The sequence below is a fragment of the Microcoleus sp. T2B6 genome, assembly GCF_036700475.1.
Lineage (GTDB): Bacteria > Cyanobacteriota > Cyanobacteriia > Cyanobacteriales > Microcoleaceae > Microcoleus.
The window spans coordinates 1-22,853 of record NZ_JAUBOZ010000100.1; the positions used below are offsets into that span (position 1 = coordinate 1).

The 22,853-nt window shown below is 43.9% G+C and carries 18 protein-coding genes; 11 read left to right on the forward strand and 7 right to left on the reverse strand.

The genetic code is table 11. From position 1 onward, the window contains the following. The first annotated feature begins 404 nt into the window (after nt 1-404). From QUA00_RS29465 to QUA00_RS29475, 3 genes are all read left to right on the forward strand, one after another. Nucleotides 405-4,196 carry a hypothetical protein gene (locus tag QUA00_RS29465; RefSeq protein ID WP_333412062.1) on the forward strand — a complete coding sequence of 1,264 codons (3,792 nt, stop codon included), beginning with the start codon at nt 405-407 and terminating at the stop codon, nt 4,194-4,196. 298 nt (nt 4,197-4,494) lie between these two features. Next, nucleotides 4,495-4,812 (forward strand): hypothetical protein, encoded by a 318-nt coding sequence (locus QUA00_RS29470; RefSeq protein WP_333412063.1) that lies wholly within the window; start codon nt 4,495-4,497, stop codon nt 4,810-4,812. Nucleotides 4,813-4,868: 56 nt separating this feature from the next. Beyond that, nucleotides 4,869-5,582: a hypothetical protein gene (locus tag QUA00_RS29475; RefSeq protein ID WP_333412064.1), complete on the forward strand. Its 714-nt coding sequence runs from the start codon at nt 4,869-4,871 to the stop codon at nt 5,580-5,582. Nucleotides 5,583-5,676: 94 nt separating this feature from the next. Here the strand turns inward: QUA00_RS29475 and QUA00_RS29480 are convergent, their stop codons facing one another. After that, nucleotides 5,677-6,075 carry a hypothetical protein gene (locus QUA00_RS29480; protein ID WP_333412065.1) on the reverse strand — a complete coding sequence of 133 codons (399 nt, stop codon included), beginning with the start codon at nt 6,073-6,075 and terminating at the stop codon, nt 5,677-5,679. Between the two features lie 428 nt (nt 6,076-6,503). Between QUA00_RS29480 and QUA00_RS29485 the strand changes: the two genes are divergently transcribed. Then, complete coding sequence (locus QUA00_RS29485) at nt 6,504-7,886, forward strand: hypothetical protein (RefSeq protein ID WP_333412066.1); 1,383 nt, start codon at nt 6,504-6,506, stop codon at nt 7,884-7,886. Nucleotides 7,887-8,395: 509 nt separating this feature from the next. Here the strand turns inward: QUA00_RS29485 and QUA00_RS29490 are convergent. Together QUA00_RS29490 and QUA00_RS29495 are read right to left on the reverse strand one after the other, a co-directional pair. Beyond that, nucleotides 8,396-8,623: a hypothetical protein gene (locus tag QUA00_RS29490; RefSeq protein ID WP_333412067.1), complete on the reverse strand. Its 228-nt coding sequence runs from the start codon at nt 8,621-8,623 to the stop codon at nt 8,396-8,398. Nucleotides 8,624-8,856: 233 nt separating this feature from the next. Beyond that, the gene (locus QUA00_RS29495) at nt 8,857-9,084 is read right to left on the reverse strand and encodes a hypothetical protein (RefSeq protein WP_333412068.1); all 228 of its coding nucleotides are present in this window, start codon (nt 9,082-9,084) and stop codon (nt 8,857-8,859) included. A gap of 494 nt (nt 9,085-9,578) precedes the next feature. Here QUA00_RS29495 and QUA00_RS29500 point away from each other — a divergent pair, with 494 nt between their 5' ends. Both QUA00_RS29500 and QUA00_RS29505 read left to right on the forward strand, forming a co-directional pair. Then, the gene (locus QUA00_RS29500; protein WP_333412069.1) at nt 9,579-10,079 is read left to right on the forward strand and encodes a hypothetical protein; all 501 of its coding nucleotides are present in this window, start codon (nt 9,579-9,581) and stop codon (nt 10,077-10,079) included. Between the two features lie 759 nt (nt 10,080-10,838). Next, nucleotides 10,839-10,988 (forward strand): hypothetical protein, encoded by a 150-nt coding sequence (locus QUA00_RS29505; protein ID WP_333412070.1) that lies wholly within the window; start codon nt 10,839-10,841, stop codon nt 10,986-10,988. A 97-nt stretch (nt 10,989-11,085) separates the two neighbouring features. Here QUA00_RS29505 and QUA00_RS29510 read toward each other — a convergent pair whose 3' ends face one another. Both QUA00_RS29510 and QUA00_RS29515 read right to left on the reverse strand, forming a co-directional pair. Beyond that, nucleotides 11,086-12,669 (reverse strand): restriction endonuclease subunit S, encoded by a 1,584-nt coding sequence (locus QUA00_RS29510; protein ID WP_333412071.1) that lies wholly within the window; start codon nt 12,667-12,669, stop codon nt 11,086-11,088. Continuing rightward, on the reverse strand, nt 12,666-14,102 hold the full coding sequence (locus QUA00_RS29515; protein ID WP_333412072.1) for an N-6 DNA methylase: 1,437 nt from the start codon (nt 14,100-14,102) through the stop codon (nt 12,666-12,668). The genes QUA00_RS29510 and QUA00_RS29515 overlap by 4 nt, the downstream gene beginning before the upstream one ends. 241 nt (nt 14,103-14,343) lie before the next feature. Between QUA00_RS29515 and QUA00_RS29520 the strand changes: the two genes are divergently transcribed. Both QUA00_RS29520 and QUA00_RS29525 read left to right on the forward strand, forming a co-directional pair. Beyond that, nucleotides 14,344-14,739 (forward strand): CU044_2847 family protein, encoded by a 396-nt coding sequence (locus QUA00_RS29520; RefSeq protein ID WP_333412073.1) that lies wholly within the window; start codon nt 14,344-14,346, stop codon nt 14,737-14,739. Then, complete coding sequence (locus tag QUA00_RS29525) at nt 14,693-16,645, forward strand: trypsin-like peptidase domain-containing protein (RefSeq protein ID WP_333412074.1); 1,953 nt, start codon at nt 14,693-14,695, stop codon at nt 16,643-16,645. The genes QUA00_RS29520 and QUA00_RS29525 overlap by 47 nt, the downstream gene beginning before the upstream one ends. Nucleotides 16,646-16,872: 227 nt before the next feature. On the opposite strand, the gene hsdR is transcribed toward QUA00_RS29525, so the two are convergent. Continuing rightward, nucleotides 16,873-20,229 carry a type I restriction-modification system endonuclease gene (hsdR, locus tag QUA00_RS29530; protein WP_333412075.1) on the reverse strand — a complete coding sequence of 1,119 codons (3,357 nt, stop codon included), beginning with the start codon at nt 20,227-20,229 and terminating at the stop codon, nt 16,873-16,875. Between the two features lie 299 nt (nt 20,230-20,528). Further along, nucleotides 20,529-20,714, reverse strand: coding sequence for a hypothetical protein (locus QUA00_RS29535; protein ID WP_333412076.1), 186 nt, complete (start codon nt 20,712-20,714; stop codon nt 20,529-20,531). Between the two features lie 298 nt (nt 20,715-21,012). On the opposite strand from QUA00_RS29535, the gene QUA00_RS29540 reads away from it, so the two are divergent. The 3 genes from QUA00_RS29540 (at nt 21,013) to QUA00_RS29550 (ending at nt 22,852) form a co-directional block, all read left to right on the forward strand. Continuing rightward, nucleotides 21,013-21,249 (forward strand): type I restriction enzyme endonuclease domain-containing protein, encoded by a 237-nt coding sequence (locus QUA00_RS29540; RefSeq protein ID WP_333412077.1) that lies wholly within the window; start codon nt 21,013-21,015, stop codon nt 21,247-21,249. A 79-nt stretch (nt 21,250-21,328) separates the two neighbouring features. Then, nucleotides 21,329-21,847, forward strand: a complete 519-nt coding sequence (locus tag QUA00_RS29545) for a hypothetical protein (protein WP_333412078.1) — start codon at nt 21,329-21,331, stop codon at nt 21,845-21,847. Nucleotides 21,848-22,435: 588 nt separating this feature from the next. Then, complete coding sequence (locus QUA00_RS29550) at nt 22,436-22,852, forward strand: hypothetical protein (protein ID WP_333412079.1); 417 nt, start codon at nt 22,436-22,438, stop codon at nt 22,850-22,852. Nucleotide 22,853: the final 1 nt, after the last annotated feature.

The following is a 22,853-nucleotide window of genomic DNA, read 5'->3' on the forward strand; positions in this document are numbered from 1 at the left end:
AATTTTGAGGTTTTTTCCTGTCCCGGTACACTTAATATCAATTTAATAATTTAACAGCAAGCTCTACACTCCAATTTAAGTGATTGTAGCAGAGCCAAGCTACCAACTGTAGCATTTATATTCGTTTCATAGGAGCTGTTCTTGCTTTCTACGGCTGTCCTCAAGCTCTCTAATGCCAGCACTTACCTCTTGCTGCTATTGTTAAGAACAAGCAAGGAGCGTGTTTAAAAGCCCGCCGCCGTGCTATTGACCGACTTGGACTGTCGTAGGTTAAAACCCACCGACTGAACCTACTAGCGCAGGAGGAACGAACTTCGCGGGAACAGTTGAGTCGAAAAGTAGAAGTCACTCCCGAATTGGTATCGGTGTTGCTAATTCGCTTAGGGTTGTAGGATGGAAATTAGATGTGGACGATTAATTCATACAAAATTTTTACTCTAAGAACGCCAGGGGGCGATCGCTTCACCGAGTTTGTTGATGCCTTAATCAGGGCAGAAGCATACATTCACAGCCTACCCCAATCCGAAATTGCTACAAACCTGCGGACAAATCTCGGTGATAAGGGCGTGGATACCGAACTGCGCCAAGCAATCCCTAGTCAAACAGGGTGGACTAATTTTCTTACTTGTTGGCAGTACAAAGCGACTCAATTTGCAGGGACTTCAGAATCAGACTTACAGAAAGAAATCAATAAATCTTACTCGAAAGAACTTATTCAAAAAGGTTATGGTTATCGGTATTGTATTGCTGATGACTTAACAGCAGAAACGAAAAGAAATTGGGAAAAAATTCTGAATGATGAAGTAAAAAAGCTGAAGGCTTCAGCCCCAGATGCGAGAGTCATTACTGCATCTGACTTAGCCGCATGGGCTAGCCAGATTCCTGCCATAATCGTTCAGTTTTTCAAACCCGAACTGAGGAATTGCATGACGCTTATAGACTGGGGAGAAGAAATTGTAGAACTGACCCCAAAATGTGTTGAAATACAAAACTGGGTTTCGATTAAGCAGCAGATCGTAGACCATGCTAATTTTGCCAGTACAAGTAATTCGGTTATTCAGCTCATTCAAGGGGAATCAGGTGTCGGCAAAACTAGACTGGTTTACGAATCTCTATCGGGTCTAGAAGGCGCTCAGTCATTAGTGCTTTATACAAAAGATGATGCCGCGTTAAACATTGCCTATTCCTTGATTCGCGATCGCTCAACCAAAGTTATATTAGTAGCAGATGAATGCTTACCTGAAACTCAATCAGAACTTAAGCTTCGGCTTAATAATGTTAGAGACAGGGTGCGGGTTATCTGTATCGACAATTCTGGAGAATTTATTCGTAGTTTCTCCGAACAGCTTTGGCTGACTCGCATACCGGAAGCTGATGTCGAGCGCATTTTAGAGCAAAATTTCCCAACAGTCCCTTTAGATCGTCGCCATGTTTATGTAAATCTATCGCGGGGATTTGTCAAGCTGGCAGCAGATCTCTGCAATCAAGACTCGCAGATAGTAGCCCGAGGAAATTTTAGCTCAATTTTGTTAGATGTAAGAAGCTACCTGAGAAACCGCTTAAATAACGATGAAAAATTACGGGTTGTGGAAGCGATCTCACTTGTCTGGAAGGTGGGATACCGCGAGGATGTCGAAGAAGAATTTAACAGCTTATGTGAATGGCTAAAGTTAAATCGAGAAAAAACTTTAGAAATTGCCTGGAAATTAAAAGATGTTCCTGGGTTCGTTTCCTATGCCGGTCGTTACATTTACATAACGCCTCAAATTATTGCTCAAGTTAATTTTGAAGGTGCGTGGGAAACATGGGTCGCCTACGATCCGCCTGCATTTCTTTCAAAAATTCCCCCGGGGCTTCTTCAATCTTTTCTCAAGCGCGTATCTATCAGTGCTTCTCAGGAGGTACGCCGCATTGTCGGAGAGTTTTTTCGCTCTTGGTCTGCCCAACTTCAACCGCTCGATCTAATTGATATCGAGCGAGTTAACCGGCTGGTAGTTTTGGTAGAAACCAACCCCGGTGATTATCTGCCAAGACTTGTTGTACTTATCGAGCGAGCGTCTCTGGAGGAACTTTTAAAATTTTCTGGAGGATACCCAAATACCCGACGTTCATTAGTCTGGCTAGCGGAAAAGATGGCTAGTTTTCCTGAGTTCTTCCCCCAGGCAGAGTCCATTTTATGGAAGCTAGCTATTGTCGAAACGGAGCCTAATCTAGTCAATAACGCCACCCACATCTGGCAGCAATTATTCCGCATTCTCAACTCAGGGACAGCGACCCCTTTTGCTGAAAGACTAACTTTATTAGAACGTCGGTTATTCAATCAAGATGAAGGACAGATAGCTCTGGCACTCAAAGGCTTTAACAAGATTTTTGAGACTGGTAGATGGCGGGGTGTTGGTTCTTTTATAGTCTCTGGAAGAATTGCCCCTGAAGAATGGAAACCTGGGAATCAGTTAGAGATTAGGTCATGTGAAAAATTAGCACTCCATCTTTTGTTTAAGGCAGCAAACAGCGCTTTGCCTTATCTTCAAAGTGGGGTTCTACATATTGCAATACAAAATATGCGCTTTTTCTTGGCTAATGGCTACTTAAAGCAGATGAAAGCACTTTTCCCCACAGGTACTATACCACCAACATTCCTGTTCCCATTGATTAGGAATGTGGAAGATTTCATTGAAGATAATTCAAATGCTTCCCAAGAAGTGCAGGAATTGAGGGGGGATGGGGGAGATTTCATTAAAGATAATTCAAATTCTTCTCAAGAAGTAGCGGAATTGATTGAGAATGTAGAAATTTTCTTCATTGATGATAATTCCAATAATTCCCAAGAAGTGCGGGAATGGTTGCAAACCCTCATTCCTAATGATTTTCATGGAAAATTGATTGAAATTGTGGGTAAATCGCTCTGGCACTATTTGGATCGAAATGACCAAGAGGCTTGGCATCGAGAAATCGAAAGTCTTGCCAGACAGCTTTGCGATCACCAAGAACTTCTCCAATCCAATATGGAGTGGCTTTGTTCGCCCCAAGCATTGAGTGTATGGGCATTAGCTGATGCAATGGGAGCCTACGATACTAATGCAGGTTGTTTGAACATTATTATGCGTTCACTAGCAGAAAATCACACTACTGGTTTAGCCAGGGAATATATAGCAAGTTTGGTTAAAAATTACCCCCAACATACTGATGTTGTGAATGCCTGGATCGACCAGTTTGAAGCTCAGTCTCCCGCTGTTGCTTATGAGTTATTTAAAGCAGGCGGTGATGCCACTAGAGCAGTTCAGAGAGCATTAAATCTAGTAGACAAGGGAGTTCTGCCATTAGAATATCTCGGTGGTTTTGTCGCTGGTATGCCTCACCGACTACTTTCTAAAGATGAATTCTATGAAATTTTAAAGAGGTTAATGAACTCTTTAGAAAAGGAGAAAAGTATCCCTACGATTCAGATAGCTATTAAACTTGTTGCCTATCGGTTAGAGAAGGAGCAAACGGATAATCTAAGGAGTATTACAGACCATGCCTCTATTCAAGGTTTAATATGGACACTTCTCGAATTCACGGCAGTGTTGAGCTTTGGAGAAGCTTACTACTGGGCTAAAGTTCTGAAAAGCCTGGCTCCAATTGATTTTGATCGAGCCGCAAAAATTGCTAGTTTAGCGTTGGTTGGTAATGGCAGCAAACAAAAGGATGATGCCGAAGTAATTCTGGTTGAAATGGCTCAATCTAATCCAGATATAGTAATGCAAAAATTGGGAGAATTGATACTTGATGAAAAGCAAGGATGGTATTTTTTAATCGAAAAATATCGCTTTCTGATCCAATCACTTCCTCTTGATGCCGTAAAAAAATGGCTTTTTTTAGTGGGAGTAACTGGAGCGCAGCGTCTTGCCAGAAACCTGCGGGTTCCTTACCTAGATGAGAAGAACCAACCTGTTGTGCCACCTCTGACAGAGTTTATTTTATCAGAATTTGAGGATGATGAAGATACTTTTCAAAATTTCTGTAGTGGTTCTCACAGCTTACAGCTTTATAGTGGCGATCCAGCATCTCAGAAGGAGAAAGAAGCTGAAATAGCCAAAAATTTTCTGAATCATCCCCTGCGGAGAATTAGGGAATGGGCTGATTACGAAATTGATAGCTGTGGACACCAGGCCAAGTTTTTGCGTCAATTTGATGAAGAAAGCCAAATAGGTTAACTACGAAGCGGCTTTAGCAGTATAAAGTCAGGCGTTTGCAGTATAAAATCAGTGAGATTACAGGCCTTTGCAGGGGCTGCACTCTACCTGTATTTACCCGAAAATATCCTGCAAATGCCTGCAATTTTATGCCAAATTACTGCTTTTTTGTGTGGAGCGTACATTTGCCTGTTGAGGCAGGTTATGGCGGTTCTTTCTCGGTAGCAAGCAATGGTTTTGTCCGTACAAAACCTGACTTTTACGTGCAGATAAAAAATAATGCACCCTTATGAATGGGGCATCCTAGGCGTCAAGGCGCTTGATTTTTACCCGATATTCGGCTGTGCCGATCGCTCACATTGCTCCTGCTGTTGTGGCGGTTTTTGTGGAGGCGATCGACGCCGGAAAGGTCACATCCGCCGATGTTGTGCTCGTTGTCGGCGCGGCAGAATTTGCAGAGTTTCAGCGACTTAGAGTTCTCCGGTTCCAGCCGGAAATCCAAAATCTAAAATCTAAATTTGCGGCTGTGTCCGTCGTTTTAAACGGGCGATCTGGTTTTGTTCGATCGCCAAAAAGATGTCGCCATTATTGCCGAAGTCATCAGTCAAAATCCTCGGTTAGCAAAGGTTTAGACTGATATAATGGAGGTAGAAAAGGTTAGTAAAAGTTAGCAAAATTTAGGTTTTTGAGCTGATGGCAAAGGCAAGCGTATCATCAGTCCGCAAAATTTCTCTGGCGGCAGAACTGACTTTTGATGGGCTAACCCAAGAAGCCATTGCTCAAAAATTGGGGCTGACTCGATCGAGAATTTCCCAGATGAAACTGACCGAGACCTGGCAAGAGACGATCGCCCGCTTGGAATCCCTGAAACAGAAAGCCGAGGCCGAAGCTGAGAAACGCCAGCAACTGCTTTACAGTAGTGATGCCGATCGACGGTTTGACCAGGGCCGCCAGATGATCCAAATTAGCGTCATCACCTACACAAAATTGATGGGAATAATTAATGGGGCGTTAGATGTGGCCTTGGCTAACCCCGACAAATCCGCAGTCATTGAGCAAGTTAGACTAGCAGCCCCGCTAATCAAAGCTGCTGTTAGTCTGGCCCAAGAAGTGTATGGTCGCAATTATGACGAACTGGAAGCGCTGAAGATTCTGGCGGACGCCGGATGGTTGCCCCGATCGGTACTAAAGCTGGCAAATGATGAAACCGCTAAGCTCAAATCCAATATTCGGGAAGCATTCATGGGAATCATGCCCGATCGGCCTGAAGAACAGCGCGGGCGTGGCCTCAGTCCCGAAACAGCAGCAGCACTTCGAGCCCATATCCTCGGCATCCAGCCGCCCGATGATATGGCAGAAGAAGAAGCGGGCGCGGACTATGAGGGAGCGCAGTTTAATTTAGTTTAATTAACTTTAATTTAGTTTATTTTAGTTTATTTGACTTTTAGCTCGATCGCCTTGCCGCCAGCCACACTCCGGCAATTGCAGATCGAACCTCTCACTACTCTGCTTCAGGCTTAGGCTCCTTCGGTTTTTTCTCGAATACCTGAATACTTGGCTCTAGTAGCACAAAGCCGTTAGGGGTTGACTCACCCATTTTGCCACCAATAGCAGCCACCCACATGGGATAGTTGGCAGCAGCATCCTCAAGCTTCTTCCATATTTTTGGCTTAACAGTAACGGACACTACCCGACCATCACAGTCAAGCTCAAAGGTTTTCCAGTTGTCTTTGTTAATCTCTACGTTATTCGGAAGTTCGTTAATTTTGATGATGAGTTCAAGCTTGCCAATTGTCATAGGTAGTTTCGTTGGTTTAATGTGTTGCTTTTCTGGTACGAGAGTCAGCTTTGTTATATTCTCCAGCCTAGGGGTTGAAACCGCTACAGCTTCATCAGACAAATGCTATTTCCCAGCCTAGGACGTGGAACCGCTAAGGTCATTAAATAGTGTCAAGCGCGTGACACACGATTTTAAGTGTCCTCAGCCGGACAGGCAGGCGGCTATTTTTCCGACGGTCTTCTAAATCTTTTTCACTTCGGCAAAGACTTAACAGCCCGTCGAAAAAATCCCGCTAGAGGTTTAAGCGGGGATAACCCCAATTTTCCACTCACTCCAAAACCTTGTTTTAGGCGGGGATAATAGCCTTTCCCCGCCTAGGTTGATTTATAAATGTTTCAGCCTGTAAATCAGGATATGCGTCTATCCCTCCCCGAACCTGGTCCGGGATAACCACTTTGTTTTGGTGTATTATAAAATTCTCCCCTTAATGGGAAACCTACTTAAGTCAAAGCCAATTACTTTCTAATAATTAATGGAGTTTATGTAAAATGAATGAACGATTAATTGATTTAGATGAATTAGTAACTCATTGTAAAGAGGAAGATACGAAAGAATACATTAAAGAAGCAGTGGCTTGTTACAAAGGAGGAGCTTTTCGTTCTTGTATTGTTGCCACATGGAACGCAGTAGTTTTTGATTACTTAAATAAATTACGTCAGCTTGAACTGGGAGATGACCCTCAAGCTAAAGAAAAATTAAAAAATTTTAGACACTATAGCTCTTCAAAAAATTACAGTAAACTATGGGAATTTGAACTTAGTATTCCTAAATCGGCTAGCAAAGATTTTGAGTTTATCTCATCCATAGAACAAGTAGATTTAGAAAGATTACATGAGGATCGTAGTCGTTGCGCTCACCCTTCTATTCTTTTAGATGAAGAACCATTTCAACCTACTCCAGAATTAGCACGTTATCATTTACGTAATGCAGTAACACACTTACTACAATATCCACCTGTACATGGAAGAGTAGCTATTGTTCGTGTCAGAAGCATGATTGAATCCGCTGGATTTCCTGAAAATACTGAGGATGCAATTAAAATTCTTAAAGATAGTTACCTAAGCCGTGGTCGTGCAACTTTAATTAAAGATGTAGTTATTGACCTAACGAAAGCTCTACTTATTAGTGAAGAGGTAGAAAACAAGACACGAGATCGTATGTATGCAGCTCTTGGGGCTATATCCCAACTTCATGTTGAGCATTTTGAAAAAATTATGTCTAATAAACTTCTTAGCACTATTGAATCAGTTGAGGACAAAAAATGGCATAGAGTTTTTACCTACTTACGCCGTCTGCAATTATGGGATTTTTTGAAAGAAAAACAAAAAATTCAAGTTAAAGGTTTTATTCAAAATATAGACTTAAAAAAATGGGAAGATATCTTAATGCTTTTAGATGCTCTAGATTCCCCTAAAGAAATTCAAACTTTTGCTTTAGAAAAGTTGAAAGCTTTTCCTGAACTAAAATTAAGACGATTAATCGAGCTTATAGCACAAAATAATACTAAAATAAGACATGAAAAAGATTTTGTACAACAACTTATCCAACCTTACAAAAGTGATGTAGTTCAAGAATTTATAAATTTTAAAAGTGGTTTTAGTATAATATCTCATGCAGGTAGCCTTATGTCGATTGCAAAATGGCTTGATAGTGAGGAAATAAAAAGCGTTTTAAAGGCTTTTCGTGAAAACGATAAAATTTCACAAGCTCCTATAGTACCAACAGTGATGACACATTTATTTCAAGAAACTGTTCAAAAATTCGCATTGCTCAAAGATGAATGGTTACTAATTAAGGCAAAAATTGAAAACGACCTCGCATACGCCCAATTATTACAGTTAATCAATGATAATTGTTCTGATACTGTTTAACTTTAGATACTAATAAGGAAGGTAAAGACTTTCATACAACATAGAACTAATAATAAACTGGAACTTTTTCTCATTCACCAACTGACTGAGCCATATCAGCTTCCTATTCTAGAATGGAAAATTTGGCTATCAGCGCCTAGCCATAATACTTTTAAGCCTAGGGTCAGAATAATTGAGTTTCCCCGTCTAAACCTCTAGCGGGATTTTTGTCAAGGGTCGCAAAATTTCGCTTCAAAGCTGAGGACGTATTTTCGTACCCTGTAAAAATAGCCGCCACCCTCCTCTGTCTTATACTTGTCTAGCAGATGTCTTACACTTGTTTAGCAGATGTCTTACATTCATAACCTAACGTAGTGGCACTGCTTCCACGTCCTAGGCGGGGATTTTTGATATAACGAGCTACAGTCAGATTTTCCTCCCGTGCTGTTAATTCAATCTCCAGTTGTTGACACTGAGTGACTCACTGTTGAGAGGAGGAAAACTTGTTTACAGGTTAATAGCTGGTAAACCTAAGATTGCGCCCCGGAGCTGCTCTGCAAAAATTCCTCAGCCTTTTTAATAGCCTCTTCCCTAGTAATTCCATATGGTTCCTGATGTAACTTTTTAACCCCCCGAGAATTAAATAGGGAACTGTCAACTTGATAAACATCAATTCCATGAACAAGATTTGTCATTGAATGAATACGTAAAATAGCATATACATACTCATTAAGCGTAATTTTTTCTTCCACCCACATAATAATTTACCTCAAAATAAAATAACTCAAAAAACGAGATAACTTTATATTAAGTATAGAACCATACTACAAATTTATCAAAAATTTCACTATCTTGACCTAGCGGTGGCGGTTCCCCATCCTAGGCGGGGAAATTCCTATTTTCCAGCCTAGAGCTTAAAACTAGCACGGCTAGGTTACAAGTTGACACATTGTCAATAACACAAATGCTTGTTGATAATGCAAGGTTTACTCTACATAACTCCATTTTCAGAAGGCATTTTGTGTTTTTGCAGAGCTATCAATTTTTTAAGGATCGGCTCTAAATTTTCGATTTCAGTGTCGGCTTCGTTTAACGCTTCTATATCTAAAGAGTTCTTAGATAATTTTTTAAGGATCTGTATTACCTTTTCTGTTCCAGCATCGGCTGCCTGTTTTAGCACTTCAATATCTGAGGAGTTCTTAACTTCTACGTTTTCCATAAATAAATTAGATTGAGCTAAAAATTAGTTACTTAAGTTAATAAGTAACTATGAACTATATTAGCACACTATTCCAGAAAAAGAGACAATTCTAGAGAGTAGGGGGGAGAGTATGAAACACAATGTAAAACGTGTAAGGCGGTATGTAAGACAATTCTGCTGGTACAGCAATATTAGCACTAACAATTAGAGATAATACTGTACAACGTAGATATGGCAATGGATTGAGCGATTTTAGGTATCGGTTTTTATTATCTCAAAGTTGGATTATAAATACCTAACACGCCATACCCGAAAGCTACATCAGAATAAAGGCATATCCTGGTTTACAGGCTGAAACATTTATAAATCAAGCTAGGCTGGGAAATACGAATATTCTCTCCAAGAAGCGCAACTGGTTTCGTTTTTTAAATTAGTCCAGTCATTTATCCAGTGAGGAACTGGACTAACATCAACTACAATTTATCCAGTACCAAACTGGACAAACTGGACTTATGGAAACTTACCCGATCGCAAGCCTGCAAGAGCGCTACAACCTAAGCAGCAAGCAATCTGTGTACGATCGCATAAAAGCTTTATCGATCGAACCAGTAGCCCGAGGCAAAATTTCCAGTGACCAACTGGACAAACTGGACAAGTTAAATCAGCATCTAAAGTCTGGCGGCACCTTAGCGGATTTTGAGAGCAGCCACACCGAAATTTTCAAAATAGAAGCGATCCAACCTGCGACCCCAACAGCTATAAATCAAGACAGAGAAAACTTTCTTGAACTCATCGAGGCGATCGCCAGACATATTGGAGCAACTCGCGATCCTCTGCAACATTACGCAGCGTTGGAACAGGCGATCGCCTCCGGTTGGATTCTATCGACAGCCGAAGTTAGGGCCCTCATCGGAGTTAAGCCCAGCGGCGATCGATTCAAGCGGGGCGCTTTTGCATTCATCCGAGCCGACAAAGTTGGGAGTCAGGCTGGATGGAAGGTTGAAAAAATATGACATTTTAAGGCGATCGCTTTGAATAATGGTTGTTCAGCACCGGCGAAGTTTGATCGCTCATCCGAGTCAACCACACAACGTTCAAATCAATCGCGGAAGCTTTGCGTTTGTATAGAGAGTTGTCGATGTAATTAGGTATGAGGATGAAACAACTAACTCCTGCACAAATATAGCCGGGTATTTAGTTATTTACTTAGTTTTAGTTGGTGTCAATAAACTCCCAGATACTAGCTAAACTGTCATAAATTGGGAGTTTTGCTGTTTTAGCTGAAGCGTCAACCTGAGCAAATGTGGTACTAATCAGTAGTTATGGTTTTGGTGTTCTGGCTACTGTACCGAAGCTATAGTGTTTGTTTTAGTTGGGTCTTTCCGAGATGTTTTACGCTGCGTCTTACGCAAAAGTAAGACATAAAGTAAGACTCTTTTGATATTTGTATTACAGATTAATCTTTTTGTCTTACTAAGAACCTATACGGTAAATCTGACAAAATATTGTTATATTTCCACTGCCTCTCGGACTTGTTGCAAGCGCTCAATAAGATGGGAAGGAGCGCTACCCGACCACTACAAAACGCGCAAAGACAACCGAACGGGTGATCGGTGGCTCACACCGCTAAGGGCGATCGATGGCTCCCACCCCTAAGATTTCCGAAAAATGGGAGGTTAAGGGCGATCGCATTCATCAACGTTTACAACAGAATTTGACCAGCTTCGGGCAACAGAGGAGTTTGGTTAAGGATTCATCAGACTCCTGAAGTCATGTCTGGTAAGGTTCGCCAAAGTGACATCTTGACTGCTCTAAGCGATCGCTTTTTGGGTTTTCTTGCTTTCAGGCGGGAAGTCGATATGCTGAGATTGAGCAGAGTTGTAGGGCGATCGCAAATACCATCGCAACTGCCCCCACGATGAACCGAGCCAATACCCCTTTCCTCAACGTTTTGAATAGCATGAGATTCTGACGCAGTAATTGTTCTGAGTGATGGCGGCTTTGACGCGAGCTACAGGGTTACTCGAATCCCGGTAAGCTCAATTGTTCCGGTTTTGCGGGTTCAGGTTTTGCCTTGCAACTTTTCTTTTCAGTTTTACCTTTTGCCTTTTTCTTTGTATCCAACTTCTCCCGTTCGGCGCGGATGCGTTCTAAGAGGACGGAGGCGGGTTCGTCGTTGGGGTCTTGGGGAACCAGTTCGCCTTGGAAGGCTTTGGCAAGGATGGATTGCTCAAGATGCTGAATCTGTTCAGAATTCTCTGACAGCATTCTCTCAATCGCCTCGGCAATACTAAAGTAACGCTCGATTGCTGCAATAATCTTTTGCTGTTCTTCCAACGGAGGGAACGGGATAGCCACAACACGCAAAATTTCAAGGTTGATATTCTTTTGGGCTGTTGCAGGGGCAAAGCGTTCGAGATCGTTTTTTGCAGTCCGCATAAAGAACTCAACGAATCTCACATCGCAGCCAGATGTTTCTGGTAGAAAACCAACTATACTGTCAGGAAAACACGCAGGAAATCCCAGAATTGCTGTCTCAGCGATATTGGCTGCTATAGTTATGCAGAGTGTACCCTTAGACCAAAGCCTACTCTGTTTCAGACCGAACTCGCTATAGGTCTGAGAAAAATTAGAGATTACGCCATTTGCACTACGAATTTCGCCAGTTTGGATGAAGGGATAAGAGCCACCAAACAGCGCTGGATCATTTCTCGGTCGATGCTTTGATTTTCCCCGGTTCAATTCTCCAATTTCTGGTAATGTTGCCCAAGTCCAACTCTTAGGAATGGCTGGTAAATTCGAGGTATCAGCAGCAGGTTCTTTGTATTTCTCCTTCCACTTATCATCCTTGGGCGTTTTCCCCTGAGCCTTCATCTTCTCCAGTTCCGCTTCTTCCCAACGGCGGCGGCGTTCTGCACGAATGCGCTCTAGCAGAACTGATGCAGGTTCAACATCAGGGTTTTTCTCTCGCCAATCAGCGGTGAGGTCGCCACGGAAAGCGGCGGCGAGGACTGATTGACGGAACTGGTCTAAGAGGGCGGGAATCGCCTCAAGTTCCTCCTTCACCCGCTGGCTCCGAGCCTTCAACGCCTCAATCTTGGCAACTATGCAACGTTGTTCGTTGAGGGGGGGAATGGGAACTTTAGTTGCTTTAATAATTCCAAGATTTAGATTAGGTTGTACTCCTCCTGAAGATAGGCGTCTTATATCGTTATAGTTTTTTTGCAGAAATAGTTTGACGAAGGGTCTAAGCTTTGAAGCTTCTCCACCAAAAACTAATGCAGCACAAGCCTGGTTAGTAGCTGCCTCAACTAAGAGTTCAGAAACTTTTCCTCTTGTTTTTCCTTCTCCATACATAGCTACTAGCAGAGTATGCTTCGGAAAAACCTTGGCATTAGTTTCTTTGACAGCTAGTTCTGTAATCTTTTCCTCAACCTTAGTGATGAATAATTCATTCAGTAAACCACTTGTAACCCAAGAAACAGCTCCTGATTCGTAATACTTAGGATTACCTTTCAGTGGAGTCGCACCAGTACCAACATTTGAAACTTTATCAATTCGTACCCAAACCCAACCCAAGGGCAGTGCTACAGAGCCAATCAAGCTACTTCCTCCGCATCCTCTAACAATCCAGACAGCGCTTCCATCTCCTCCATTGCCGTCTGCAACCTCAGCATAATCTCAGCAGCAATAACCTCCGGTTCCGGCAAACCATCCCCCGATTGCAAACTCTCATCCCTCAACCAAGAAATATCGAGATTATTCCCCCGCTTGGCAATCTCCTCACTGCTAAAACAGCGCCAGCGCCCCGTTTCCCCTTGATCAACACGCCCACTCTTCCCATTCGGGTCATCCCCATACGCCAATTCAAACTCTTTAAAATGCGATCGCATCAGGGGTATCCGCTTCCCGAAACTGGGCATATTCGTCCGCAGGTCATACACCCACACTTCCTTAGTATTGCCCTTCTCCGTCCTCCCCCGCTGGAAAAACAGCACGTTCGTCTTGACCCCTTGGGCGTAGAAAATCCCCGTAGGTAGCCGCAAAATCGTATGCAGGTTGCACTTATCCATCAAGTCAGCGCGGACATTGCGCCCCTGCCCATCTTCAAACAACACATTATCCGGTAACACCACTGCCGCCCGTCCTTCGGGTAGCAGACTGCGATAAACGTGCTGCAAAAACACTAACTGCTTGTTCGAGCTGGGAAAAGTAAAATCATCCCGCGTCGGACTGCCACCCCCTTTCTTCGTACCAAAAGGCGGATTCGTCAAAATCACCTTAGCCTTCGCCAACCGCTGCCCATCCGGTGAGAGAGTATCCCCCAACGTCACCTCCCCCTCAATGCCGTGCAGCATCATATTCATCAACAACAAGCGGTGGGCATCCTGCACCAACTCCATTCCATAAAACGCCTGCTGCCGTTGAAACACCTGTTCAGCTTCCGAGAGGGTAAACAAGTCATCCGTGCGCCGTTTAATATAGCGGTCAGCCGCAATCAAAAACCCACCCGTTCCCGCTGCTGGGTCTTGGATTAGTTCCCCCGCTTGCGGTTTAATCAAGGACACCATGCAGTCAATCAGCGGACGTGGCGTAAAATACTGCCCTGCCCCGGACTTCTTCTCACTGGCATTCTTCTCTAATAACCCCTCGTAGAGGTCGCCTAACCCTTCCTCCTTGGCAGAGTACCAGTCCAACTTATCAATACTTTCGACCAGCTTACTTAAAATGCGCGGTTGTTTCAGCGCCGTTTGAGCGTTGGCAAAAATTGCCTGCACCCGTAGCGATGAAGCTTTTGATCCCAATTCCAGCAGCAGAGAGCGGTAGAATGTCAATTGTTCTATCCCCTCTTTCGCCGTCAAATCTGCCCAGCGTAACCCTTGAGGCAATTGGTCTTCCACCCCCGTCTCCTGCGCCATCTTGAGAAACAGCAGGTAAGTCAGTTCGGTGACGTATTGCAGGTAAGTAATGCCGTCATCTCGTAGGACGTGGCACAAACTCCAGAGTTTTTGGACAATATCAGTTGTTGCGTTCACTGGTTTAGCAGAAAGGAACGATGTTTGATTCTTGGTTGTCCTAAGTATGAGACAAACAGAGTTTGAGAATAACATCTCTTCTTAAAAACAGCAGTTGGAGGACTTATTTTAAAAGTTTTTCCGTAAAGGCGCTTGCTAAGACTGTTGTTAATCACTCGCTAGCCTGAGTCAACGAGCGAGAAACTTGTGGGTAGGCTTCGTAAAAAAATAATATTTTCTAGCCTTAGTAGAGGTTGCCGTCATGAAACGCTTAGTTACATTTCCTTTAGAAGATGGTAGTTCCATAGAAGTTGAAGTAGAGCAGCCAGAGTCAAAAAGTGGGCCAGGGCGAATTGGTCGTGAGGATGAACTCGTGCAGAAGGCTCACCTGACTTTTGAGGCAGCTTTGGAGAAAGTCAAACCGATAGCAGAAACAATTGTTGATAAACTTCGGAGCATGAACCAACCCGCTGATGAAGTCGAAGTCAAGTTTGGCATCAAGATGAGTGCGGCAGCCGGGGCAATTATTGCTGCTGCTAGCGTTGAGGGGAACTACGAAATTACCCTAAAGTGGAAACAAGAGAAACCAGAACCTTTGAGAGCAACAACAAATGGCAACGCAGTTGGAGCCATCGATAGTCCGAATTCGCAAGTCTAACGGTACAGTTGTCGGTGCTGGTTTCTTAGTACAGGAAAAATATGTCCTCACTTGCGCTCATGTCGTGGCACAAGCACTAGGTATCTCCCTGTACACTCCAGAGAAGCCGCTAGAAGATGTTCACCTAGACTTTCCCAGCATTGAGCCTGGAAAGATTCTTAAGGCGCGGGTAGTCATTTGGCGAGAAGTTCAGGAAAATAACTCCTTCCCTCCACCAGAGGACGGAGAGGACATTGCTGTTTTGAAACTAGAAACAGATCCTCCTGTGGGGGCAATCCCTGCTCCGTTATTGAGTAAGAACAACTTGGAGGCGCATCGTTTCGCGGCTTTTGGTTTTCCAGATGGGCATGATAATGGCGTATGGGCTTACGGCGTACTCTGTGGACGGCAGGGTGCTGGGTGGGTGCAGATAGAAGCGGAGAAAGAACCAGGTTTTCGGGTAGAACCAGGATTCAGCGGCACCCCCATCTGGGATAAAAAGCTAAAAGGCATTGTTGGAATTGCAGTAGCCGCAGACTTAGAACGAATCGAAGCCAAAGTCGCCTTCATGATTCCGACTGAGTTACTGGTGAAGGCTTGGTCTAAATTAGGAGAGTGGACAATTCCACCACTGATTCCTGGTAAGACAAGAGCCAAAGGGAGTTGGCGTAGCCGTCCTTGGGCATGGGCTAGTTTGGTCTTAGTTCCTGTATTGAGTGCAACAATCTTTTTATTGCCATCAGTTCGGGGTGAGCTGGGAATAGGACAGTCAAGCTGTTTTTATCAAGCGCGTAAGCAAGGAAAACCTGTTATTGCCATTGCTGATTTTGCCGACAATGACGGGCCGTCCAGTAAGAACCGAGGTTTTGAGGACAGCCTACAAGAGAAGTTATTAGAGAGCAAGATAGATGAATATGCTGCTGTATGTCGCCTCTACCAGGTTGTCTCGAATCCCGCTCAAGCCAAAGAAATTGGTCATTTGAAGCAAGCATCGCTGGTTTTCTGGGCTAACCGAGGACCAGTTTTCTTTCGGGGCGGCATAGTAGTAAAAGATTGGGAGCAACAGGGCTACTTCTTTAAGGAGGTGGACTCAACTAAAGCTCGTAGTAGTGTAGAATTTCAAACAAAGACTTTTCCACAAATGGTATCAATACTAACTCATTTAACGTTGAGCGAATTGCAATACAGCAATGGTCAAATCCAAGAAGCTCGCAGAACTCTCTCCACTCTTCTTGACACGCCAGAAAGCACAGAACTTGCTCAACAAAATCTAAAGGAATATGCTCAAGCTTATTTTTTGCAAGGATTTTTGCTCAGCTATCCAACAAACCCAAACTATGAAAAAGCTTTAAAGGCTTATGAAGAAGCAGCTCGCTTAAATCCAGATTTGTACTTAGCTCGCTTAGAAACAGGGCGTATTTACGAACAATTGGAGAAACAGAATCAAGCTGAGGAAATTTATAAAGAAGTAGGTAAATGCAAAGATTTAGTAGTTGCGTCGGATGCTTTTGTTGAGTTGGCAAATCTGTATTATCAGAAGCACAACTACCGAGCATCTGAGGAAGCCTTTGAACTAGCAATTAAGTCTCATCGGCTTACAGGGTTCTTGGCTCGTGCTTCTGCACGTTTAGTCTTATTGAACAACCCTTCAGGCGCAGTCGCAGATCTGGAAATGGCTTTGCAAGAAAAACCAAATGATCCTCAAATTTATATGTTTCTTGGTGAAGCTCAGTTACGTTCCGATCAACTAGAACCTGCCAAGAAAACTTATAAAAATCTTTTGGGTCACCTAAGCAATGAAGATCGAGATTCTTTAGTTGAAGAGTTGAAGCTCCTCGCTGGAGAAAATAATAAGTATAAGGACAACGTTACAGTTATTATTGATCTGTTGCAGTCCCAGCCCCTTCCCTCTCAGGAGGTGTTCTAGATTTTATAGGTTTACAAACACATGACCCATCAGGTCTTTTTGATCCTGTTAAGTAGCAACGAACCCATGTCCCATTGACAAGCTCCAAGCCAGATTTACAGTTTATCTCACAACGCGGGCAAGAACTCATAGTCAATATTTCTTAATTTCAGTAAAAAGATAGCATATAAGTAAGTGAATTTTAATAAAATAAAAAATAATTCACTCTAGATTTCACACTACAGCTTCTAACTAATATCCCACCAAAGATTTTCATTAATCTCAAATAAAATCTCCTCCAACCGTCCCTCAAAAGTCTTGTTTAAGCGCTCAAATCCCCCACCTTGCGCCTTGAACGCTCCCCGCTCAAAAGCATCTCGGTCTACAATAACCTCTGTCTTCAATTGCTGACCAATCCGTTCCAGCCACTTGCGCTGTGGTGTTGTCCAATTACGACTCGCCAGGATTTTCTTCATTGCCCGCTCCACGCGATCGCCATAAGGCATTAAAGCATCTCCCAACGCTGCCTGCCGAATAAACCCGATAATCGAAGCAGCAATATCCTCATTCGTCGTTTCCCGCCACGCCACTTGCAGATTAGTTTCCGAGAACCCTGCCGCATCCAACAACAAACGCAGTTCCTTAAGTTGCGCCCTGGTCAAGTCACGCGGTCGCTGAGTCACCACCAGCAGCGCCGGAAGTTTATTCAAATTCTCCCGCAAAAAGGCACTAAAGCCGTCCAAATAATCCTGCGGGCGTTCGGCATCCCCATAGCCTCGTTCCACACTCCTCAACACATCCTGATGGCGGGAAATGAGAACTGCTTGCATCCCGCCATCCCGTCGGTCTAACATTTGGGCAATTTCTTTTCTATCCCGCAACCACTGCGCCGCCTCACTGGGGCTAGATTCGCGTAAATGGCTTACCATGCCCTCAACAGGCATTCCCGCCAGTGTTTCAATTGCCTCCTTGCTGTCATCCGAGAGCGATCGCTTTTTGCGCTGTAACTTCGCCAACAGTTCATTAATAATACTCTCAACCGCCGCCGAGTCTTGTACCGTTCCCAACTCATCGACCAACTGGCTAAATGAAAAGTTAGGCTGATTGACTACGGGCTTCATCTCGGAAACCTTTGAGATGGCAGTATAAATATCTACCGCATCAAACACCCGAAACACCTCTTTACCAATCTCGTCACACAGTCGAGTTGCCCGCCCCAACATCTGTTCGTAAAGTATCCGGGAATTCACCCGCCGCATAAACACCACGTTACATATTTCTGGAACATCAATCCCCGTCGTCAACAAATCTACTGTCACCGCAATTTTGGGATTGACCTCATTTTTAAAGCGGCGAATCAACTGCAACGGCTTATCGGCATTCCCGGTAATCTTCAGCACCGAGTCATCTTCGACGCTACCATACTCGTTTTTCAAAGCAATTTTCAATTGGTCAACCACAATATCGGCATGATCGGTATTAACGCAGAAAATCAGCGTTTTTCCCGGTAAGGCGGGGTCAATATTTTCCGCCAGATACTCACAAACCACTCGGTTAAATTCTTCTGTAACCACCCGCTTATTAAACTGCTCAACATCAATGCGGACAGTATCCGGTGCGTGAACTAAATCTAGCTGCCCTGTTTTGGGGTCAAAAAACTCCATCTGGTCGCCTGGGTTCCAGACGATACCATCTTCAGAAAGGGCAGTCTTAATCCGATACGGTGGTTCGTGGTCAATCAGCCAGCCATCAATCACCGCTTCCCGATAGCTGTAAGTGTAAACAGGTTCTCCAAAGATTTGCGTCGTGTGTAGTGCTGGAGTTGCCGTCAGACCAATCTTCACCGCATCGAAGTAATCCAGCACCCGTCGATACTTCGATATGTACTCGTTAAAGTCCCGAAACGTTAATTCTGTTTCGCTCAACTCTTGGTCAAGCAAATACCCCCGATGGCACTCATCCACCACAATGCAGTCATACTGGTCAACGGTTAGGATCGTCGTTTCATCGGAAGGGTAAAGCAAGCGTTTGACAAAGCTTTGGACAGTAGCAATATGAACTTTAGTATCGCTGTCAATGTCCCGCTCTCCCAATTCTTTAATCTCAAAAATATCGGAAAATGTCTGAAGACTCTCCATCCGAGTATCTTTAAACGCATTTGCCGCTTGTTCTCCCAACGCTGTGCGGTCTACCAAAAACAGCACCCGACGAAAGCGCTTAGTTTTTAACAACCGATAAACCAAGGCAATGCAGGTTTTGGTTTTTCCCGTCCCCGTCGCCATCGCCACCAAGAGTTGGCGCTTATCAGAGGCAAGTCCTGCCTCAACCTTCTGAATTGCCTTTTTCTGATACTCCCTCAGCGTAAAGTTGTAGTTAAACTCTTCTTGAGCCAGCTTCTGATGCGCTTCCTCAATGTTTTGTTCGAGTAAATCAAGCAATCCTTGGGGAGAATACCAACTTTGTAAAGGACGGCGCAAGTTTTCCGGACGGCGTAAGTCACAAAACCAAATACCGCTTTTCGTCCGCAGTTGCTCTAAAAACTCCCTGCCATTAGTTGCAAAGACAAACGGCACTTTAAACTCACCCCAAGGACTGCCATCTGCTAAGGTTTCGTTCCCCTTGATTTGATAGCCCCGACTGTAGCGCTTCGCCTGGTCAATGGCACCGGAAACGTCTGTACTCCTGCGCTTGGCTTCCACGACTGCCACAACTTGCAATCCCACAAACAACGCATAATCAGCGCGTCCGTCTGCTGTAGGATATTCTGAGATCGCTAAGTTTCTCCCCTTTTGAGGACGGGTGCCACTAGCATAGGTAAGTTCCTCTGAGTCTACATCCCAACCCCCTACCCTCAACTGAGCATCAATTAAACGACGTGTTTCTTGCTCATCCAGAACAACTTCCTTCTCCGCCTGCTGTGCTTGGCTAATGGTTTGTTGTAGAACTTCAGGGGGCTGACTAACAGCACTCGCTTGCAGTTGAGTCAGATGGTTCAAGGCTTCTTTTGCTTCTGCTTCAGCGTCTTGCAGCAACTGTTCGGCTAACTGCCTCAGTTGCGCTTCCTCCGCTGCTTTCGCTAACGCCATTTCCACAGCCGTTCGGCTTTCGTTGGCTTCCTGCCGCAGCCGTTCTAACTCCTGCTTGAGTGCCTCGGTTTCCCTCACCGGGTCAGGTGGTGGAATAAACGCCCCAGCTTTAAAGTTCGTATCTCTACCAAAACTCTTCTGAAACCAGATACCCAGTTCCCTGGCCAACTTTAAGTTACTTAATGCTGCGCGATGGTCGCCCGATAGGGCGTGGTTGGCATCATTTCCCGCGCGGCGTAACTCGTGGAAGAATTGGTTAATCTGACCAGGAAGAAAGCCCTTATCCCGTAAGCGGTTAAGTAACTCAATTTGGGATTCATCGGTGTCACTCTTGTAAAGACCAGCATTCGCGGCGACCAACTGCGCCAAGACTTCCCCAAACTGACGCAGTTTCATCAAACAGGTTACTGGGTCAGTGGCAAAGTATTGCTCTGCCAACGTCCCTAAGCTTACTAACAGTGGTTCATGAACCTTTAGGAAAGCAAAGTTGGGTGAATTGAGCGTGTTATCCTGTGACATTACTTAGTGTCTGTAGAGGACTTTTTTTGGCAAAGCAGTTTAACAACCATGTTGCAGCGGACTAACGAAAGCTTCTAGTGCATCGCGAAAGTTACTGGTAGCTGCTGAACACGAACTTTATCAAGAGAAACACTTCGCTCAAATAGCCTTCTGATACTCTGCCATCCCCCAAACGGCAACCGACAGCGATCGCATCTCCCATTCTCCCACAGTGCAGGTATCTTGAATCGTGCTTCACACTGGGGACACTTAGCTAAAAGCTTAAGCTGATGGCGATCGCACTTCCAAACAGACTTAAACTACCACTCAATCCGATGACAAGGCGACTCGGCATAACAAGCACCACATAATCGAATCGGTTCGCACTTCATCCCCTTCCCTGTTGGCGGCATTTCCCACAACCTTTCAACCTCAACCCCTACCACCTCCGCCAAAGCCTCAAACTCCTGCTGAGTAAGATAAGGATTGAAATGAAAGCGTTCCAACGTACCACTACAGCCCCAATTTTCGCTATCTGACCTAAACTACTAGGCGTTAAGTGGTTGCATCTCCTAAACCGCGCTAAAAAATGACTTAAACTTTCTCCAGGTAAAGGCGTGATCGCAACTAGCCAAGGCTGAATTTCAGTATGAGTCATGTGTACTCCCTAGCCACTTCCTGCAAAACAGTCTTTTCAACTTTCTTAAACCCTCTGGATAGAGACTTAATTGCCGTCTGCCTTAAAATCTCATCCAAGCGACCAATCTGGGGGGTAAAACCAGGCCCAAACCCAGAGCGCGGGACGTGATGGGACAAGACCAACTGCGAGAATTAGCGATCGTCCTGGTAGCACGGGTACGCAAAAACGCTTCTATCGACTGGAATCTCAAAGAAAGCGTCCGAGCCAGAATGAAGGTGATGGTTAAACGCTTATTGCGGCAATATGGCTATCCGCCCGATATGCAAGCTCTTGCGATCGAGTTGGTGTTAGAGCAGGCAAAGGTTTTCACCGAGTTTGAAGTAGAGACAAATCGTTCCTAATATTACAGAGGAAGACCAAAACTAAAGTAGCGAAGCTGTAACATAGAGATAGCGAAAAACTAACTTACAACCGTAAGCTGTGGGCGAAGACAGCTTGGGCTTTCGGTCGCCAGGTCGAATTACAAAAAATAAAATTATGAAATTTAAAGGGTTTGACAAACAGTCTAAAAAACTGGAAAAATACAACCAATTAGATAAGCGCTTCACAAGTGATGGCACTGAATTTACTATGGAAGATATGCCGGATAACGGCGTCATAATGATTATGGACGAAGTTATGTATTTTCCTGAAGGTGTATTAGCTGGCAAAATTTATTATCCAACATCTATAGAGGGCAAAGTATTATATCCATCCGCCCCTTATTCTAAATGGTCAGAAATTTGTAGCTGCTATGGTGTTGAAATGCCTGATACTGCAACAGCGGGAATTGAGGGAGAAGCAATTGGTTTTTGGGAGTGGGTATATCAAAAATGTCTGCCTGTTACTTTGTTAGATTGTCCTTGGGAAGTTCTTAGATTATTGTCTAAAAATGTTTTGGCAGCGTATCGTGTTCCTTTTACAAATAGAGCTAGAGAAAACAGAGACTTTAGAAAATAATTGAAGGGGTTTAAGGAAACCACGCGGGCCATGATGGAATTTTCATGAGTTTGCAGTTTTGATAGGGATAACAAGATTGTCTCAAGCTTTAGTCTCCGTGGTAAATTCAACCTTCTAGGTCAGTGCCTGGGAGGTTAAATTGTTACTCGCACCACAGGGGTTCGAGGGATTTTGGGAAATTTGAAAAATTTTTACAGTTGAACCGCGTGACACAGTGGATTGGTAAATAACTAACGGTTACAGACAGCGGTTGCAGAATACTTTAGGTAACTTTAAGCCCTGGATCAGGATAAGCTCATATCCTGACCTAGCCTCGGCGCTTCCAAGTCCTAGACTGGGAAATAGGGTTAACCTGACGTAGCCTTACCAATTTTGAGTCCTAGGCGGGGAAAACCTATATCCTGATTTAGCCCTCGATAAATTTTGCATTCAAGCTGCACTTAAAAAGGTGTATTCTATTCCCCCGAAATACATTTGGGGTAATTTTGTACAAAATTAATAGTCGATAAAAATATCAACTCCCTCTCTTGTAGAAAATTTGTTATAACAAAAATGTAAACTCAAAAAAAATTATTGAGGTGAATCGTCATGACAGATTACAACCCCCGATTTTATAGAGAGCGTTATAAACTTGAGAAAGAAGGAAGTGAACTAAAGCCTTACTGTGTAAAAGTTTCTGCTCTATCTGGACTACTCTTAGCCGACACTGATGAGCTTTCAAACACTTATTGGGAGAAATATAAAACTCCATCCTACGACACCACAACAGAAGCTTTTACTCATGCTTATGGATGGATAGATGCTAGTCTTTGTGACCAAGCTGATCTAGATAGAGATGGAAATTCCTGTAAAAAGGCTTATGAAGAGCTTAGAAAGGATCAGGAGGAATTTTATAAATTTCAAGTTCCTGAAGAAAGAGTGAAGTCAAATATGGAGGCAGAGGAAGCATGGGAGAAAAAACTAGAGAAAGCATATAAAGCAGGTTGGGAAACAAAGTTACAGTAGT

Excerpts from the sequence above, each read along its gene's own strand:
- QUA00_RS29475 (WP_333412064.1), top strand. The coding sequence starts at position 4,869 with ATGGCAAAGGCAAGCGTATCATCAGTCCGCAAAATTTCTCTGGCGGCA.
- QUA00_RS29520 (WP_333412073.1), top strand. The coding sequence starts at position 14,344 with ATGAAACGCTTAGTTACATTTCCTTTAGAAGATGGTAGTTCCATAGAA.
- QUA00_RS29485 (WP_333412066.1), top strand. The coding sequence starts at position 6,504 with ATGAATGAACGATTAATTGATTTAGATGAATTAGTAACTCATTGTAAA.
- hsdR (WP_333412075.1), bottom strand. The coding sequence starts at position 20,229 with ATGTCACAGGATAACACGCTCAATTCACCCAACTTTGCTTTCCTAAAG.
- QUA00_RS29465 (WP_333412062.1), top strand. The coding sequence starts at position 405 with ATGTGGACGATTAATTCATACAAAATTTTTACTCTAAGAACGCCAGGG.
- QUA00_RS29500 (WP_333412069.1), top strand. The coding sequence starts at position 9,579 with ATGGAAACTTACCCGATCGCAAGCCTGCAAGAGCGCTACAACCTAAGC.
- QUA00_RS29505 (WP_333412070.1), top strand. The coding sequence starts at position 10,839 with ATGTCTGGTAAGGTTCGCCAAAGTGACATCTTGACTGCTCTAAGCGAT.
- QUA00_RS29495 (WP_333412068.1), bottom strand. The coding sequence starts at position 9,084 with ATGGAAAACGTAGAAGTTAAGAACTCCTCAGATATTGAAGTGCTAAAA.
- QUA00_RS29550 (WP_333412079.1), top strand. The coding sequence starts at position 22,436 with ATGACAGATTACAACCCCCGATTTTATAGAGAGCGTTATAAACTTGAG.
- QUA00_RS29525 (WP_333412074.1), top strand. The coding sequence starts at position 14,693 with ATGGCAACGCAGTTGGAGCCATCGATAGTCCGAATTCGCAAGTCTAAC.
- QUA00_RS29490 (WP_333412067.1), bottom strand. The coding sequence starts at position 8,623 with ATGTGGGTGGAAGAAAAAATTACGCTTAATGAGTATGTATATGCTATT.